The sequence below is a fragment of the Desulfosediminicola flagellatus genome (genome assembly GCF_005116655.2).
GTDB classification, from domain to species: Bacteria; Desulfobacterota; Desulfobulbia; order Desulfobulbales; family Desulfocapsaceae; genus Desulfopila; species Desulfopila flagellata.
Genome location: NZ_CP050698.1, coordinates 5,357,819 through 5,375,227 on the forward strand (window position 1 = coordinate 5,357,819; position 17,409 = coordinate 5,375,227).

Sequence of the window (17,409 nt, forward strand, 5' to 3'; positions counted from 1 at the left end):
TCTACCGCAGGAAACAACTATGGATTATCTTTCCGCCAGACAAAATAAAATCCTTACACTGGCCAGAGAACATGGCCGTGTCGATGTGGATGAACTGTCCCAGTCGTTTAAAGTCTCTCCACAGACCATCCGTAAGGATCTCAATGAACTCTGCGAAAAACAGATGCTCCAGCGCATCCATGGCGGTGCCATAGTCGGATCCGGAATTGAAAATGTCAGTTATGAGGCACGACGCCTGCTCGCTCCGGAAAGTAAAAGATCAATCGGTGAAAAGGCCGCTCAGCTCATCCCGGACAACAGCTCCCTCCTAATTAATATAGGTACAACAACTGAGCAGGTGGCCCATGCCTTAAAAGACCACCACGGACTGCTGGTAATTACAAATAACGTCAACGCAGTTCATATCATGAAAAACTTCATGGGAATCGAACTTATCATAGCTGGTGGACTTGTCAGGCGTTCGGACGGTGGTATTGTCGGTGTTGCTGCAGTCGATTTCATTAACCAGTTCAAGGTTGATTATGCTGTTATCGGAGTCTCTGCTATTGATGAAGACGGCTCATTGCTTGATTATGACTTCAGGGAAGTTCGGGTTGCCCAGGCAATCATTGCCAACGCCCGTCACGTTATCCTCGTGGCTGATCTGATCAAACTTGAACGCAATGCTCCTGTTCGAATCGGACATATTTCGCAAATAAACACTATGGTTATAGATGGAGAACTACCACAGAAGCTACGCTCCATATGCCAGGACCACGGTGTTGATGTTGTAATTGCACCTTCATAACAGCACAATGAAAGGAGCTTGAATCTACTAAATTGCAGAGTGACAAACTGCACACTATCACTCTGTTTTTGCATGTTTTTACTGTGTCACAACATGTCTGCCATTTTTTCGATTGATTAATATTTTCACTTGAATTGATATTTGATTTCGATTAATTATCTGTCAAGGTATTATTCGAAACTTTTTTCAAGCCAAGATGAAACTCAGTTCATCAAAAACGCACCCACACTCAACACGGAGGGATCAGTCATGAAAGCTCCTGTATTCGACATAGCAGTTATTGGCGAAGGTGTAAATGGGGGCAGAATTGCGTGTGATACTGCAGGCAGAAACCTTTCAGTTTATCTATGCGAACACAACGACCTCGCCGGCAGTTCCTCGTCAACATCCAAAGAATTCATTCAGAGCGATCTTCGTTATCGTGGGTATTGCACGTTTCATTCGGTTCGGGATCCACTCACCGCCAGTGAAGGTAAACTCAGCCCATCCTTTCTGCTCTCAATCCATAACTGCAAGATCACCACAAACCTAAAGCTTGACGAGTGCCGGAATATCCAGAAGACAGAAGATACAGATCACTATTTTGGAGAAAACCTCTATGAGGTTGAGGTCTCTTATCTCATCCGAAATAGATTTGCCAGGACCGCAACTGATACACTATGCGCCGGACCAATCCTGGACTGGTGTTTACTACCCGGAAAGCTGGAGCACTAGCCGACTGGACGGATAACAATACGAGTTTAGATACAAAACTCTCTCATTAACAAAAGGCAAAACAATGCAGCTTGAGTTACAAAATGTCTGCAAAAAGGTCGGCAGGGACTTTCACATTCGTGACGTCAATCTGACCTTGGAAGCTGGAACTCTTAACATCCTGCTCGGACCAACGCTTTCAGGAAAAACATCCCTGATGCGACTTATGGCAGGCCTCGATAAACCGACCTCAGGTAAAGTCCTTGTTGACGGTGTCGATGTTACAGGTGTTCCAGTGCAGAAGCGAAACGTGGCGATGGTCTATCAGCAGTTCATCAACTATCCAAACCTGAGTGTTTACGAAAATATCGCATCGCCAATGCGGCTCGCCAAAATACCCAACAATGTCATCAAAGACAAAGTCCAGGAAATGGCCGAACTGCTCAAGCTCACAGAGATGCTCAAACGTAGCCCACAAGAGCTCTCTGGTGGCCAGCAGCAGCGTACTGCGCTTGCCCGTGCACTTGTAAAAGGCGCTGACCTTGTACTGCTTGATGAACCGCTGGCTAACCTTGATTACAAGCTGCGTGAAGAACTCCGGGAGGAATTCCCGCGTATTTTTGCTGCAACCGGTTCAATTTTTGTCTACGCCACCACGGAACCTTCTGAAGCACTACTGCTCGGTGGACATACAGCCCCCCTTCATCAGGGTCAGGTCACTCAGTTTGGCGAGACAATCAAGGTATTCAAAAAACCGGATAATCTTATAACAGCTCAGATCTTTTCCGATCCGCCACTCAACCAACTTCCGGTCACTAAACTTAACAACACCATGCTCTTTAAGAGTCATGTCGATGTCCCGCTTATCGGCAAACTGCCAGATCTACCTGACGATGACTACACAATCGCCTTTCAGCCAAACCATCTCTTTCTTGAACGTCAATCTGACCGGGATATAGAGGTTAAGGCCAAGGTCGCAGTAACCGAGATTACCGGTTCTGAGAGCTATATCCATATTGATGTAGCCGGTCTTCGCTGGTGTGTACTCGCACATGGAATCCATAACATCGCTATCGACACAACCATCGAAGTATACCTGGATCCTTCCAAGTTTTATGTCTTCGACAGAAACGACAACCTCGTTGTTACACCAGAGACAATTTCGGAGGCATAGACGGAGAACACCATGGCAAATATTAGGCTAAAAGAAATTGCTCATTCATATACAGGCGAGTCCGATAATCCTGACGATTTCGCACTCAAGCGTCTTGATCTCACCTGGCGTGACGGCGGCGCATATGCACTCCTCGGTCCTTCCGGTTGCGGTAAGACCACTCTTCTAAACATCATTTCTGGACTGCTTGTTCCAACCAGGGGCGAGATTCATTTTAATGATGAAGATGTCACTCAGCTGCCAACCGAGCAGAGAAATATCGCTCAGATATTCCAGTTTCCAGTTATCTACGATACCATGACGGTATTTGAGAATCTGGCATTCCCGCTCAAGAACCGCGGTCGCTCCGCTAAAGAGATCGAACCTCGGGTTATTGAGCTTGCTCAGATGCTCGGCCTAGAAGAGAATCTTCACACTAAGGCACAGCACCTTACGGCTGATGCCAAGCAAAAGATTTCTTTAGGCCGTGGACTTATCCGCCAGAGCGTTAATGCAATCCTGTTTGATGAGCCTCTGACCGTAATTGACCCTCAGATGAAATGGGAGCTTCGGTCCCAGCTCAAGCATCTACATAAGCTCTTTGGATTCACCATGATCTACGTGACCCACGATCAGACCGAAGCGCTCACCTTTGCTGATGAAGTTGTGGTCATGTATGAAGGTAAAATCGTCCAGGTCGGTACCCCGGAAGATCTCTTCGAACGCCCTGCACATACCTTTGTAGGCTACTTTATCGGTTCTCCGGGAATGAACATAGTTCCCTGTCAGCTCAAAGGCAGCACCGCGATTGTAGAAGGTCACGAAATTGCACTAGGCAGCACCTACGCGCAGCCATCATCAACTAATGTAAAATTTGGCATCCGCCCCGAGCATCTCTCTGTCGTGGGCCCAGACCAAAACGGACTACCGGTCGAAATTATCAACGTTGATGACATCGGTCGGCACAAGATTGTACGCGTTGCCCTCAATGAGTCCCTGCTTAATGTGGTTATGTCTGAGTTCAAAGCCCTTCCAGGCGACAAAGGATCATTGATCATTAACCGTGACAATATAAATATTTACGTCGATGAACTTCGTGTGACAGGAGAAGCGCTGTGATACAAAAACAGGAGAATCAGAAGGCATGGTTTATGGTCCTGCCTGTGTTTTTACTGGTGGCCTTCAGTGCTATCATTCCACTCATGACAGTGGTCAACTATTCCCTTCAGGATACTTTCGGGAATAACCAGTTCTTCTGGGTTGGTCTTGACTGGTTTAGAGAGATTATTCATTCAGAACGTTTTCATGATGCCTTCTTCAGGCAGCTCATGTTCTCGGGCATCATTCTCGCTATTGAGATTCCACTTGGTATCTGTATAGCACTGGCAATGCCGAAAAAAGGCTGGGCCGTTCCGGTCTGTCTGGTAACCATGGCTCTGCCGCTGTTAATTCCCTGGAACGTAGTCGGAACAATCTGGCAGATTTTCGGTCGTGTAGATATTGGTCTTCTCGGCCACACTCTTGCTGCCATGGGTATTGATTACAACTACACACAGGACCCTATTGCTGCCTGGATTACTGTTGTTGTTATGGATGTATGGCACTGGACCAGCCTTGTTGTGCTGCTCTGCTACGCAGGTCTCTGTTCAATCCCTGATGCCTATTATCAGGCGGCAAAAATTGACGGTGCGTCCCGTATAGCAGTCTTCCGTTATATTCAGTTGCCGAAAATGCAGAGAGTTCTGCTTATCGCTGTACTGCTCAGATTTATGGATTCGTTCATGATCTACACTGAACCTTTCGTAATTACAGGTGGTGGCCCGGGTAACTCAACCACGTTCCTCTCCATTGATCTGGTGAAGATGGCAATCGGACAGTTTGATCTCGGTCCTGCTGCGGCAATGTCCCTGATTTATTTCCTCGTAATCCTGCTTCTCTCATGGGTCTTCTATACCGTGATGTCCAATGTCGGAGAAGAAAGTAAGGGAGGTGCATGATATGCGACTTAAATGGTTAGTTCCAACACTCTATATTATATTTCTCATGCTGCCGATTTACTGGCTGGTAAACATGAGCCTGAAGACCAATACAGAAATACTTTCAGTATTTACGCTCTGGCCCCAGAATCTGACACTTGATAACTATCGGGTAATTTTCAACGATCCATCGTGGTACAACGGCTATATCAACTCGATGATCTACGTCAGTATAAACGTTGTTATCTCAGTATCTTTTGCTCTGCCAGCTGCCTATGCGTTTTCCCGCTACAGCTTTGTAGGCGACAAGCATCTCTTTTTCTGGCTGCTCAGCAACAGAATGGCACCACCAGCGGTTTTCGCCCTGCCATTCTTCCAGCTCTACTCTTCAGTAGGACTGTTTGATACCCATCTGGCTGTTGCGCTAGCACACTGCCTGTTCAACCTGCCGCTGGCTGTCTGGATTCTTGAAGGTTTCATGTCAGGTATTCCAAAAGAGATTGATGAGACCGCTTTTGTTGACGGGTACTCATGGCCGAGGTTCTTTGTGAAGATTTTTATTCCGAACATCGCTTCCGGAATCGGCGTTACAGCCTTCTTCTGTTTCATGTTCTCCTGGGTTGAATTGCTTCTTGCCCGTACCCTTACATCGGTAAACGCAAAACCGATCTCAGCAATTATGACCAGAACTGTTTCTGCATCAGGTCTTGACTGGGGTGTACTTGCTGCAGCCGGCGCACTGACGATTGTCCCGGGTGCTCTTGTCATCTGGTTCGTTAGAAATCATATAGCTAAGGGTTTTGCCCTCGGACGAGTCTAAAGGAGGAACACTATGGATTTCAGCTGGATGGCATGGACCACACCAACAATAATATTTTTCTCAACCATTCTGTTTTTTCTCATAACACTTACTGTTTGGGAAATTAAAATACCAGGAGGTGCTCCTCGAAAGGGTATACTCCGTTTTGAAACTACTCGTGGCGATCGCTTGTTTATATCGCTTCTCGGCTCAGCCTACATTCATATCCTTTGGCTGGCGGTCACCAGCTTCAGTATATGGGGGGCACTTGCCCTGGCAATTGTATTTGCTATTTGCGTCTTTAGTTTTGTTTAATCAGAATACGGTGTTTTTGTACTGCCAGCGCAAATGCCCTGGCAGCTTAATCGGCAAAACAATAGAGGAGAAAAACATGATCAAAAAGCTAGCAACAGCAGCAGCGGTAGTAGCTATCATGGCAGGACCCGCTTCGGCTGGCATGGACGAAGCCAAGCAGTGGGTTGATAGTGAATTCCAACCGTCAACTCTTTCAAAAGCTGATCAGCTGAAAGAGATGGAATGGTTCATTAAAGCTGCCGAGCCTTTTAAAGGCATGGAAATTAACGTTGTTTCTGAGACCATTACGACTCATGAGTACGAGTCCAAGACTCTTGCCAAAGCCTTTTCCGAGATCACCGGTATTAAACTTACCCACGATCTGATCGGTGAAGGTGATGTTATTGAGAAACTGCAGACTCAAATGCAGTCAGGCAAGAATATCTACGATGCGTTCATCAACGACTCTGACCTTATCGGTACCCATTTCCGTTATCAGCAGGTTGTTCCACTGATGGACTGGATGAGTGGCGAAGGTAAAGCAGTTACCAACCCAATGCTCGACCTTGATGATTTCATTGGCAAATCATTCACCACAGGCCCAGATGGAGAACTCTATCAGATTCCTGATCAGCAGTTCGCCAACCTGTACTGGTTCCGTTATGACTGGTTCAAACGTCCTGACCTGCAGAAGAAATTCAAGGATATCTACGGATACGACCTTGGTGTACCTGTAAACTGGTCTGCCTATGAAGATATCGCAGAATTCTTCTCTGAGAAAGTAAAAGAGATCGATGGCAAGCGCGTTTACGGCCATATGGATTACGGTAAAAAAGATCCTTCTCTTGGCTGGCGCTTCACTGATGCATGGCTCTCAATGGCTGGTGCAGGTGATGCAGGTATCCCGAACGGTATTCCAGTAGATGAATGGGGTATTCGTGTCGATGGCTGTAACCCTGTTGGTTCTTCTGTAGAACGTGGTGGTGCGACCAATGGTCCTGCCGCTGTTTACGCACTTACCAAGTACATCGACTGGTTGAAAAAATACGCACCACCTGAAGCTGCAGGCATGACTTTTGGCGAGGCTGGACCAGTTCCTGCTCAGGGTCACATTGCTCAGCAGATCTTCTGGTACACAGCGTTTACTGCTAACATGGCAGAGCCAGGAACACCTGTTGTTGATGAAAACGACAATCCTAAATGGCGTATGGCTCCTTCCCCTCACGGTCCTTACTGGAGCGAAGGCATGAAGCTTGGTTATCAGGATGCAGGTTCATGGACCCTCATGAAATCTACTCCGGTTGATCGACGTAAAGCCGCATGGCTCTATGCGCAGTTCGTTATTTCCAAGTCCGTTAGTCTTAAGAAGACCCACGTTGGTCTGACCCCTATTCGTGAAAGCGACATCCAGCACGAATCATTCACCGAGCGCGCACCTAAGCTTGGTGGTCTTGTAGAATTCTACCGTAGCCCTGCTCGTGTACAGTGGACTCCTACCGGTACCAACGTACCTGATTATCCGAAACTTGCTCAGCTCTGGTGGCAGAACGTAGCCGATGCAGTAACCGGCGACAAAACCCCTCAGGAAGCAATGGATTCTCTTGCTAATCAGCAGGATAAAGTCATGCAACGCCTTGAGCGTGCTGGCATCCAGGGCGAATGTGGTCCTAAGCTGAACAAGAAGCAGGACGCATCATACTGGCTCAACCTGCCAGGTTCTCCAAAAGCGAAACTTGCTAATGAGAAACCTCAGGGACAGACCATCGATTACGATGAGCTCGTCAAAAGCTGGGAAGCTGCAAAGAAGTAAGCTGCAACCAGCATAGAACCCCGCACCAGCCTCCAAGGCGGGGTTCTTTTGAATATGCAGGCTGGAGGAATTTCCTTCAGTCTGCATTTTTTTTAGCTGTTTTTAACAACCAGATAAATGATAGGGTTATCCGTACTTACAATTGCTCATGTAACCCACATCAATTCTTAAAATTTTATTACACAAAATTCAGCATTCTCTCAGCCGACTTCGTAGATGCAACCCTGGTGGATTGCCAAGTCTGCTCGATGAAGGAGAACAACAATGGCCGCATACGTACTCGCAATTGATCAGGGAACGACCTCCAGCAGAGCTATAATTTTCAACCAGGAATTTGAAATAGTCTCCGTTGCCCAGCAGGAATTTGAACAATTCTTCCCTCAATCCGGATGGGTAGAACATGATCCCGAAGAAATCTGGAGTTCAACGCTCTCAACATGCCGCAAGGCGCTTGATAAAGCAAACCTGAAAGCCGAACAAATTGCGGCAATAGGTATTACCAATCAACGCGAAACTACCCTGATATGGGATAGAGAAACTGGAAAACCAATCCATAAAGCAATTGTCTGGCAAGACAGGCGTACCGCTGACTTCTGTTTTGAACTGGCCGAAGCCGGCCATGATCCAATGATCAAGGAGAAAACCGGCCTGCTGCTGGATGCCTATTTCTCTGGAACAAAAATTACCTGGATGCTCGATAATGTTGAAGGCGCACGAGAAAAGGCCGAAGCTGGGAAACTCGCTTTTGGAACTGTAGACACCTTTCTTCTCTGGCGGCTAACAGGCGGCAAAGTGCATGCAACCGACGCAACCAATGCATCGCGGACAATGCTCTTCAATATTCATGAGAACTGCTGGGATGAAGAGCTTCTGAAGCTTCTTCGCGTACCGGCTTCCCTCCTTCCTGAAGTAAAAGATTCCTCTGATGATTTCGGAATGACTGAATCGAATATTTTCGGTGGCTCCATTCCATTACGTGGTGTTGCCGGCGACCAGCAGGCAGCACTTGTCGGCCAGGCCTGTTTTGAGCCGGGTATGATCAAGTCTACCTATGGAACCGGCTGCTTTATCGTTCTCAACACTGGTGAAGAGACTGTTACTTCAAAAAACAGACTACTGACCACTATCGGCTACAGAATTAATGGCAAGACCACATATGCCCTTGAAGGTTCGATTTTTGTTGCAGGGGCCGCAGTTCAATGGATGCGCGATGCCATGGGACTCATTGAAGCAGCAAACGAAACTGGAAAACTTGCTAGAAAAGCGGATGTAAATCAGGATGTATATCTCGTCCCGGCCTTTACCGGTCTCGGTGCACCACACTGGGACCCTGATGCACGTGGAGCGATTTTTGGCATAACACGTGCCACCGGACCTGCTGAGCTTTCCCGGGCAGCACTAGAGTCTGTCTGTTATCAGACCCGCGATCTTCTCGATGCCATGCGTGGAGACTGGGAAGGTATGGGAGATACCATATTACGCGTAGACGGCGGGATGGTTGCCTCGAACTGGACCATGCAGTTTCTTGCTGATATCCTCAATGCCCCTGTAGATAAACCTGAAATCCTTGAAACCACAGCACTCGGGGCTGCATATCTCGCTGGCCTTTATGAAGGAATCTATCCACCACCTGAAGAATTTTCACAATCGTGGAGACGAGAGGCACGCTTCGCTCCATCACTTGAGGAGGACATTCGCATCAGGAAATATAAAGGATGGCAGGACGCAGTCCGTAGGACACTCACCCGCTGATATTTTTTCGTGCTGGCAATGTACTTCAACAGTGCATTGCCAGCAGCTTGCTCCACAAACATCCCGAGTGTATACATAGTATTTTCATTTTTTAGCACTCACGTGATAACTGTTAGTTATAATGCACACGTTACTGCTTTGCGTGTATATCTCCTCTCAATCACCTCCCGCCTTTACTACAATCAGCCAGAGCCCTTAATACACCAGACAAATAGAAACCAGACTTCCTAAGAAGGAACCACCCGGCAAGCTCATTTGTACATCTTTGACCTCTTCTATACACAGCCGAAACACTCTTCACTCACTACCCAAACCAACCTTATCAACTCACCGTATTGTCACGTGTATTTCTCTAAACAGACACCGTCATTTGTTTAAATCCTTCCCCGAAAGACTTACTCCCCCTCGCACCAGCCTAACGCTATGAACGAGCTTACAAGGCGAATTTTATTTCGATATCTTAATCTCTTACCCATCTCAACGAAACCGTGTTTCCACATGTCGACCAAAATACCAATACCTAAACCACACACCACATCGTGGCACTCTAAATATCACCTGGTCCTCTAAAAATACCCTTCATCATCATTAGTCAGAAAATCAGACATATACAAATAATAGAAACCGACTTTCTTCTACACCCCCCCATATATAAGGAGAATAAGGCTCCAAATAATCTTGACAAGGCGCCTTGATTTCGCGTATCGTTGCTAACAATGTTGATTATGCGGTATATCCCACCCATCATGGATCTGTAGTCAGACCAGGGTACCAATTTAGAAATGTGTAGTTCAGGCAACACGTCATATTTTGGAAACCTGGTATACAATTCCTGATGCATATTGCACGATCCGTTTTTTTGCAACTCATCGTCATGCCAGAGGCGGTTCGTTGCGGCGAGCATGTTTTTTTTTCGGAGGAACTGAAAACGCAGATTCGTCTGCCTGTCCGAACATTAAGTGCTGAACGTTTAGCATGTTCACCTTATGGTTTAGCCACAACCAGCATAGGTTATTCTGTCGGCCCATCCGTACGAGATAGTCCAGCTGTTGAGCATTCCCATAGCAGGTACAACTAAGCACAGTACTGTTTGTGCAGACGAGACAGGAAGAGAACAGACTGTCTGCAATGAGAAAAACTAATTTAACCATTGGTTTTCTCTGTACAACAAACACTTTTGAATGAGGTAGTTATGTCAACATCGATTTTAGCCCTTCTGGCTGCGACACCTATTTTCGTTGCAGCAGTACTTCTGGTGGGTCTCAACTGGCCTGCCCGCCGCGCAATGCCAGTGGTTTATCTTACCGCAGCAGCAATTGCACTCACAGTGTGGGACATGAGTGCAACCCGTGTTATGGCGTCAACCATACAGGGTGTGCTTATCACTGTAGCAGTTCTGTGGATTATCTTCGGAGCAATTCTTCTTCTCAACACCCTTCAGAATTCTGGTGCTATCACCACAATTCGCGCAGGCTTTGTTAACATCAGCCCGGACCGTCGTGTACAGGCGCTGATCATCGCATGGCTCTTCGGCTGTTTCATCGAGGGTGCATCAGGCTTCGGTACTCCTGCAGCTATTGCCGCTCCACTTCTCGTTGCCATCGGCTTCCCAGCAATGGGCGCAGTTATGATCGGCATGATGATTCAGTCAACCCCGGTATCTTTCGGTGCTGTTGGTACCCCGATCATCATCGGTGTTACAAACGGTCTTGATAACGCAGCAATCGGCGCTCAGCTGACCAGTATGGGTTCAAGCTGGGAAGCTTTCCTTCAGCTTATTACCTCCGAAGTTGCCATCGGTCATGCAATCGTTGGTACCCTTATGCCTTTCCTTATGGTTGTTATGCTTTGCCGTTTCTTCGGCAAGAATAAGAGCTGGACTGAAGGCTTTTCAATGGCTCCATTTGCTCTTTTCACCGGTCTTGCTTTTACTATTCCTTACGCACTTACCGGCGTATTTCTCGGACCAGAGTTTCCATCTATTGTTGGTGCTCTCGTTGGTATGGCTATCGTTGTTCCTGCAGCAAAAGCTGGTTTCCTCCTTCCTAAAACCACTTGGGATTTCCCAGCAGAAGAAGAGTGGCCAAAAGGTTGGTTCGGTACCATTAAGCCAAAAGCTCCAAGCGCAGATGAGAGAAAAATTTCTCTGCCAATGGCATGGCTCCCATATGTTCTCGTTGCAGCTATCCTCGTAGCAAGCCGTGTATCTCCAGATCTCAAAGGTATGCTGGCTGGTGTTGGCTTCGGTCTCTCCAACATCCTTGGAGAAGCTGGAATGGGCTATACAATCAAGCCTCTCTATCTTCCAGGTGGAATTCTGCTGTTTGTTAGTATTCTCACCATGTTCCTCCACAAGATGAAGCCTGCTCAGCTGGTTTCTGCTGCAACTGACGCTGGAAAGACCCTGGTTGGTGCTGGTTTTGTTCTTGTATTCACCATCCCAATGGTACGTATCCTGATCAACTCCGGTATTAACGGTGCTGAACTTGCTTCAATGCCTGTTGCAATGGCGACCTTCGTATCTGAGAGTTTCGGTTCGGTTTACCCAATTTTTGCTCCTACTGTAGGTGCACTTGGCGCATTCATCGCTGGTTCAAACACTGTTTCCAACATGATGCTCAGCCAGTTCCAGTTTGAAGTTGCTAATCAGCTTGCCATCTCCGGTGCTATCCTTGTAGCACTTCAGGCTATCGGTGCTGCTGCTGGTAACATGATTGCAATCCATAACGTTGTTGCAGCTTCTGCAACAGTTGGTCTTCTTGGACAGGAAGGTAAAACCCTTCGTATGACCATTATTCCGACCATCTACTATGTACTTGCAGCTGGTATTCTTGGCATGTTTGCTATCACCGCATTTGGTTCACTCGACCCATTCATCGGATAATTAGCAGCATGAGTCTACTTCTCAAGTAGATACCCCAGATAAATGCCCCCCGGTTATATTACCGGGGGGCATTTTTATTTCTCTGCTCACAGCCTTCCCCTATTGCACATCAGGTAAAAAATCGACAAAGTCGAATTTCACTTGTTACCCGTATAACCTCCTTAGATTTCCCTACACATAACGGCTATTGACTGTTTTCACTCAAACAGACAAAGATACTCTGCAGAACCTCCATACGTTCCATTATCCTGCTTTATTCGACTCATTCAACTGGACATATCTGCCAGTTAACACGCATTAGCTCTCAGTTGTTCTCCGGCATACTGAATGCCGTCGGCTTGAGTACTTTTCACCTCAAATCAATATATTATCGAAAAATCAAGCATCGTCATTTAGTTGACATTTCGTATATGTGTTTTTTTCTATTCCTAAGACTTTGGGAACAAAACCATTCTCTGACATCTTCCCAGTCGCACTAAATGGCGATGCATACTGTAGCAAATCACACCGTAGGAATTCCAATAACCAGATTCAGGTTTCGTTTTAATTCATAATTCAATAATCCAGTCGTCGTGTTGACTTGACTCCGGCAACTTTACCAATCGTTTTAACTGCGCGACGACCAAAGACACGTTATACATATGCTTTAACAGATACTTACAACATACCGGCAATCCACCACTCGGCGGTTATCCTGTCACATCAATGGATAGCAAATACCATTTTCAAATTTCGCTTTTCAAGTTTTTTACTTTCGGTTGCGCTTTTAAACGATTTCACTTGAACATATCTTGAAAGAGGGATACTAATACACTGTGCGTTTGAATGGAGAAAGCATATCTCTCCCGGCTACGGAGTTCAGAACAATCTGCAAAGAGCCACTGAAACCGTTCACTACAATGTCCAAGCTAAAGGATTCAGACAATGACGTCCTCCCCCTCCAACCCTTCTATATCACCCGATAGCACAACTGTTACTACCGAAGTACTTGTTATCGGTGGTGGTGCAACCGGAACAGGTATCATGCGTGATCTTGCATTGCGCGGTATACACTCAATCCTGATAGATAAACAGGATCTCTGCGCAGGTGCTTCAGGTGGCAACCATGGCCTCCTTCATTCCGGTGCGCGATATGTACTGAGCGATCCACACTCTGCTGCTGAATGTCGTGAAGAGGGCAAAATACTTAAAAAGCTCGCTTCACAATGTATTGAAGATACCGGTGGACTCTACGTAGCAGTCAAAGGAGATGATGAGGATTTCATTGCGAAGTTCCCGCAACTCTGCGAGGCAGCGGGTATCCCATGTGAACCGCTAACTCCTGCTAAGGCAAGAGAACTCGAACCACATCTTTCAGAAGATACTATTGCTGCGTATGCTGTCCCTGACGCTACAATCGATCCATTCAGGTTGGCTCTCGAAAACGTCAACCATGCAAGAGAACTAAACGACTCAATCTATTATCCGCATACTGGTGTTAGCCACTTTGAAATACACGACGGTAGAATATCCGCTGCGCTTTGCACAGATCACCGCACAGGCAAATCACTCCGCATCGAAGCTACCCAGTATATTAATGCAGGTGGAGCATGGGCAATGGACATTGCCAAAATGGCAGGTTGCGAGAATATCAATCTCCTCTACTCCAAAGGCACACTGCTTATCAGCCATGACAGATTAACCAGCCGTGTCATCAATCGACTACGACCACCCTCCGATGGTGACATCCTCGTACCCGGCGGAACAGTTTCTGTACTTGGAACCACCTCATTGCGCACCGACCAGCTTGAAAACATTCGCCCTACAATTGATGAAGTGAATAAAAATGTTATTGAAGGGACCGCAATGATCCCCGCACTCGAAAAGGCCAGGTACATTCGTGCATTTTCCAGAGTGAGACCACTTGTCCAGACTGGCGATGCTAGCGATGACCGCAGTGTTGCACGATCGTTTTCCCTTGTAGACCACGTAGAACAAAATCTTGAGAACTTCTGTACCATCACTGGTGGTAAGCTGACGACATTCCGCCTTATGGCCGAAAAAACCGTAGACCTTGTAGCCAAACGCCTCGGCAATACCAATCCCTGTCTCACGACTTCGGAACCACTTCCCGGTGGCCAGGCATGCAAATGGACCGAGCCGGGCGCTTCACCTAAATACTGGTATGAGGCAAATAATTCCGACGATATGATTCTGTGCGAATGTGAGATGGTTCCACAATCAGCCATTGATCAGATTGTTCTATGCGCACCGGGCGCTGAAGCAGAAATGACGCTTGAAGCTATTGCCCTCAGATCGCGAGCTGGTAAGGGTCCCTGCCAGGGTTCATTTTGCGGCATTCGAATCGCTTCCTACCTCTATGATCGCGGTTATTATCAGGATACTACCGGCCTTACACATATGCGCGACTTTTTTAATGAGCGTTTCAAAGGGATGCGAACCGTTATATGGGGCCAGCAAACCGCCCAGATGGAGCTTGCTGAAGCATTACACTGCGGCCTTCTCGGGCTTGATCGCCTTGATGAATCAGACAATGAACCAGAGCAGAATAAATAGGTTGGGAGAACAGATATGACTCAGGAAAAACGAGAATTCACAACCGACCTCGCAGTAATAGGCTCTGGCCTTGCAGGTATGGCTGCCTCTATCTTTGCGCTTAAGCGCGGGATTTCAACAGCACAGGCAGGAAACACAGGCGCCATCGCCTACACAACCGGATATCTAGATCTACTTGGTGCTTCAGGTGGTAGTTCTTCTGCGCTGCTGAGTGACCCGTGGTCCGGAATTAAACAATTACAAAAAGAGCAGCCATCACATCCGCTTGCCAGAGTTCCCGAAGCGGATATTCGACAGGCCTTTGTTGAATTCACCTCCTTTCTTGGTGAATGCGGCATCATGTACGGCGCTCCAACTGATCATAATGTATCCGTCATGACTCCTGCAGGAACAGTAAAACCAACACTCAGTGTTCCCGCAACCATGCAGGCCGGAGTTGACGCATATGCTCAAAGAGCCAAATGTGTCATTGTTGATTTTAAGGGACTCCGGGGGTTCAGTGGACACCAGGTAGTAGCTAATCTCAAGAAGGCATGGCCTGCTGTAAGCGCTGAGCGTATCACCTTTCCAGAAATGGAACATGGTGAAATTTACCCTGAAGTTATGGCTCGCGCTCTTGAGGTTCCGGCAACCCGTGAAAAACTTGCCGAAGCTATCAGACAGATTCGTGGCGATGCCGAATTTATCGGTATGCCGGCAATTATGGGAATGCACAATCCTGATGTTGTGATGCAAGACCTTACCCGCCTTATCGGCTGCCCGGTTTTTGAAATCCCGACAATGCCGCCATCTGTACCCGGTATCAGACTTCGTGAAATGTTTGAACAAGTATTCCCACAAAAAGGGTTGACACTTGTTCCTCAGCAGAAGGTCAAAAAAATCGATTTTTCAGGAGAGAGAGTAGAACTCTCCCTCTCTGATAACTATGGTCCTATTATCATTCACGCTAAAACCGTTATTCTTGCCACAGGTCGATTTTTGAGCGGTGGACTTGAAGCTGAGATGGATGGAATTTCAGAGCCGCTGCTCGATCTTCCCGTAACACAGCCGGAATCCCGTGATGACTGGTATTCGACACAGTACATGGATAAAAAGGGACATGAAATTCATAAATGCGGTATCGAAGTTGATGATGCATTTCGCCCGCTCAACAGTGAGGGCAACGTTGTTGATCCGCGCCTGTTTGCCGCAGGTGTTATCCTCGCTCATCAGGACTGGATTCGTGGTCGTTGCGGCGCTGGCGTCGCTATCGCTACCGCTTTCAAGGCCGTAGAAGAAGCGCAGCAGGTCATTGACGGAAATAAGTAGAAACGCTGACATGGTGACAGCAACCATGCATGACAGACCCAAACCTGGTGCATACTTCAATCACCCGGTTTCATTATAAGGACGACAGCATGTCTGAAATTGAAAACACCACTCCCACAATCAGTTTCAAAGAAAAAGCGATTGAGCTTCTGCCTGAAGGCGCAAGTTTTGATGCCTGCCTTACCTGCGGCCTTTGCTCTTCCGGTTGCCCTGCTTCCGGCATTGAGAACATGGACCCGAGAAAATTTATCCGCATGGCTATGCTTGGCATGGATAAAGAACTCTCGACCACTCCATGGATATGGACCTGTACCCAGTGTAAACGCTGCCAGCATGTCTGCCCCATGAACATTGACATCTCCCAGCTTGTTTTTCTCGCTCGCGGTAACTGGCCAAAAGATAAAAAACCCAGCGGTATTGTTCGATCGTGTGAACTGACTCGCTCTACCGAAAGCACCAGCGCCATGGGACTTCCACCTGACGATTTTGTCTTTGTCGTCAATGACGTCCTCGAAGAAGTACGAGAGCTGCAACCGCAGTTTAAAAATATGCAGGCTCCGATTGATAAAAAAGGAGCACATTTCTTCGTCAACCAGAACTCTCGCGAGCCGATGAGTGAACCCGACGAGATGGTTCCACTCTGGAAAATTTTCGACATCGTCGGTGCCGACTGGACCTACAGCTCAAAAGGTTGGGCTGCAGAAAACTTCTGTATGTTTTCCGGCGATGAGGCAGCGTGGTATGAGGTAATCAAGACGCGTGTCGATGCGACAAATGAGCTTGGTTGTGCAGTCTGGCTGAACACAGAATGCGGCCATTCGTACTACACTATGTGGAATGCGATAAACAAGTTCGACATGAAAGCTAACTTCACCATTGAGAGCCTTGTCAGTTACTACGCACAGTGGATTCGTGAAGGCAAGTTACCGGTTAACTCAGACTGGAATACAAAGAATATCAAATTCACCGTACAGGATCCGTGTCAGATTGTCCGTAAGGCCTATGGTGACTCAATCGCCGATGACCTTAGATTTGTAACCAAAGCGCTCGTCGGTGAGGAAAATTTTATCGACATGCAGCCAAATCGTAGCGCCAATTACTGTTGCGGTGGTGGTGGCGGATTCCTGCAAGCCGGCATGACCGAGCATCGCAGAACATACGGCAAGCGAAAATTTGATCAGATTATGGCAACCCAGGCTGAATATGTACTGACACCGTGCCACAACTGCCATTCACAGATGGAAGATATTGGCCACCATTTTGGCGGCAAATACAATGTTGTCCATTTCTGGACGTTGATCTGTCTTTCTCTTGGCATTCTTGGTGAAAACGAACGCACTTATCTGGGCCCGGATTTGGCCGAACTCGGTTTATAAGCGCTTAATTTTCATCCCGTT

Annotated in this window: 13 protein-coding genes; all 13 read left to right on the plus strand. The window is 47.2% G+C overall.

The features are described 5' to 3' along the window. The first annotated feature begins 19 nt into the window (after positions 1–19). The 13 genes from FCL46_RS22175 (at position 20) to FCL46_RS22235 (ending at position 17,388) form a co-directional block, all read left to right on the plus strand. Positions 20–787 carry a DeoR/GlpR family DNA-binding transcription regulator gene (locus FCL46_RS22175; protein ID WP_136808849.1) on the plus strand — a complete coding sequence of 256 codons (768 nt, stop codon included), beginning with the start codon at positions 20–22 and terminating at the stop codon, positions 785–787. A 249-nt stretch (positions 788–1,036) separates the two neighbouring features. Beyond that, complete coding sequence (locus tag FCL46_RS22180) at positions 1,037–1,501, plus strand: hypothetical protein (RefSeq protein WP_136808848.1); 465 nt, start codon at positions 1,037–1,039, stop codon at positions 1,499–1,501. 64 nt (positions 1,502–1,565) lie between these two features. Beyond that, positions 1,566–2,654 carry an ABC transporter ATP-binding protein gene (locus FCL46_RS22185; RefSeq protein ID WP_136808847.1) on the plus strand — a complete coding sequence of 363 codons (1,089 nt, stop codon included), beginning with the start codon at positions 1,566–1,568 and terminating at the stop codon, positions 2,652–2,654. Positions 2,655–2,666: 12 nt separating this feature from the next. Next, entirely contained in the window at positions 2,667–3,752 is a 1,086-nt protein-coding gene (locus tag FCL46_RS22190) for an ABC transporter ATP-binding protein (RefSeq protein WP_136808846.1), read from the plus strand. Between the two features lie 32 nt (positions 3,753–3,784). Further along, positions 3,785–4,630, plus strand: a complete 846-nt coding sequence (locus FCL46_RS22195) for a carbohydrate ABC transporter permease (RefSeq protein ID WP_420811283.1) — start codon at positions 3,785–3,787, stop codon at positions 4,628–4,630. Position 4,631: 1 nt separating this feature from the next. After that, the gene (locus FCL46_RS22200) at positions 4,632–5,429 is read left to right on the plus strand and encodes a carbohydrate ABC transporter permease (RefSeq protein WP_136808845.1); all 798 of its coding nucleotides are present in this window, start codon (positions 4,632–4,634) and stop codon (positions 5,427–5,429) included. A gap of 12 nt (positions 5,430–5,441) precedes the next feature. After that, positions 5,442–5,723 (plus strand): DUF2160 domain-containing protein, encoded by a 282-nt coding sequence (locus tag FCL46_RS22205; RefSeq protein WP_136808844.1) that lies wholly within the window; start codon positions 5,442–5,444, stop codon positions 5,721–5,723. 76 nt (positions 5,724–5,799) lie between these two features. After that, a complete protein-coding gene (locus tag FCL46_RS22210) occupies positions 5,800–7,512 on the plus strand; it encodes an ABC transporter substrate-binding protein (protein WP_136808843.1) in 1,713 nt (570 codons plus the stop codon). A gap of 264 nt (positions 7,513–7,776) precedes the next feature. Further along, on the plus strand, positions 7,777–9,264 hold the full coding sequence (glpK, locus tag FCL46_RS22215; protein WP_136808842.1) for a glycerol kinase GlpK: 1,488 nt from the start codon (positions 7,777–7,779) through the stop codon (positions 9,262–9,264). 1,192 nt (positions 9,265–10,456) lie between these two features. Beyond that, positions 10,457–12,148: an L-lactate permease gene (locus FCL46_RS22220; protein ID WP_136808841.1), complete on the plus strand. Its 1,692-nt coding sequence runs from the start codon at positions 10,457–10,459 to the stop codon at positions 12,146–12,148. 924 nt (positions 12,149–13,072) lie between these two features. Further along, positions 13,073–14,704, plus strand: coding sequence for an FAD-dependent oxidoreductase (locus FCL46_RS22225; protein ID WP_136808840.1), 1,632 nt, complete (start codon positions 13,073–13,075; stop codon positions 14,702–14,704). Positions 14,705–14,719: 15 nt separating this feature from the next. Further along, entirely contained in the window at positions 14,720–16,012 is a 1,293-nt protein-coding gene (gene glpB / locus FCL46_RS22230) for a glycerol-3-phosphate dehydrogenase subunit GlpB (RefSeq protein ID WP_136808839.1), read from the plus strand. Between the two features lie 89 nt (positions 16,013–16,101). Then, entirely contained in the window at positions 16,102–17,388 is a 1,287-nt protein-coding gene (locus FCL46_RS22235) for a (Fe-S)-binding protein (RefSeq protein ID WP_136808838.1), read from the plus strand. Positions 17,389–17,409: the final 21 nt, after the last annotated feature.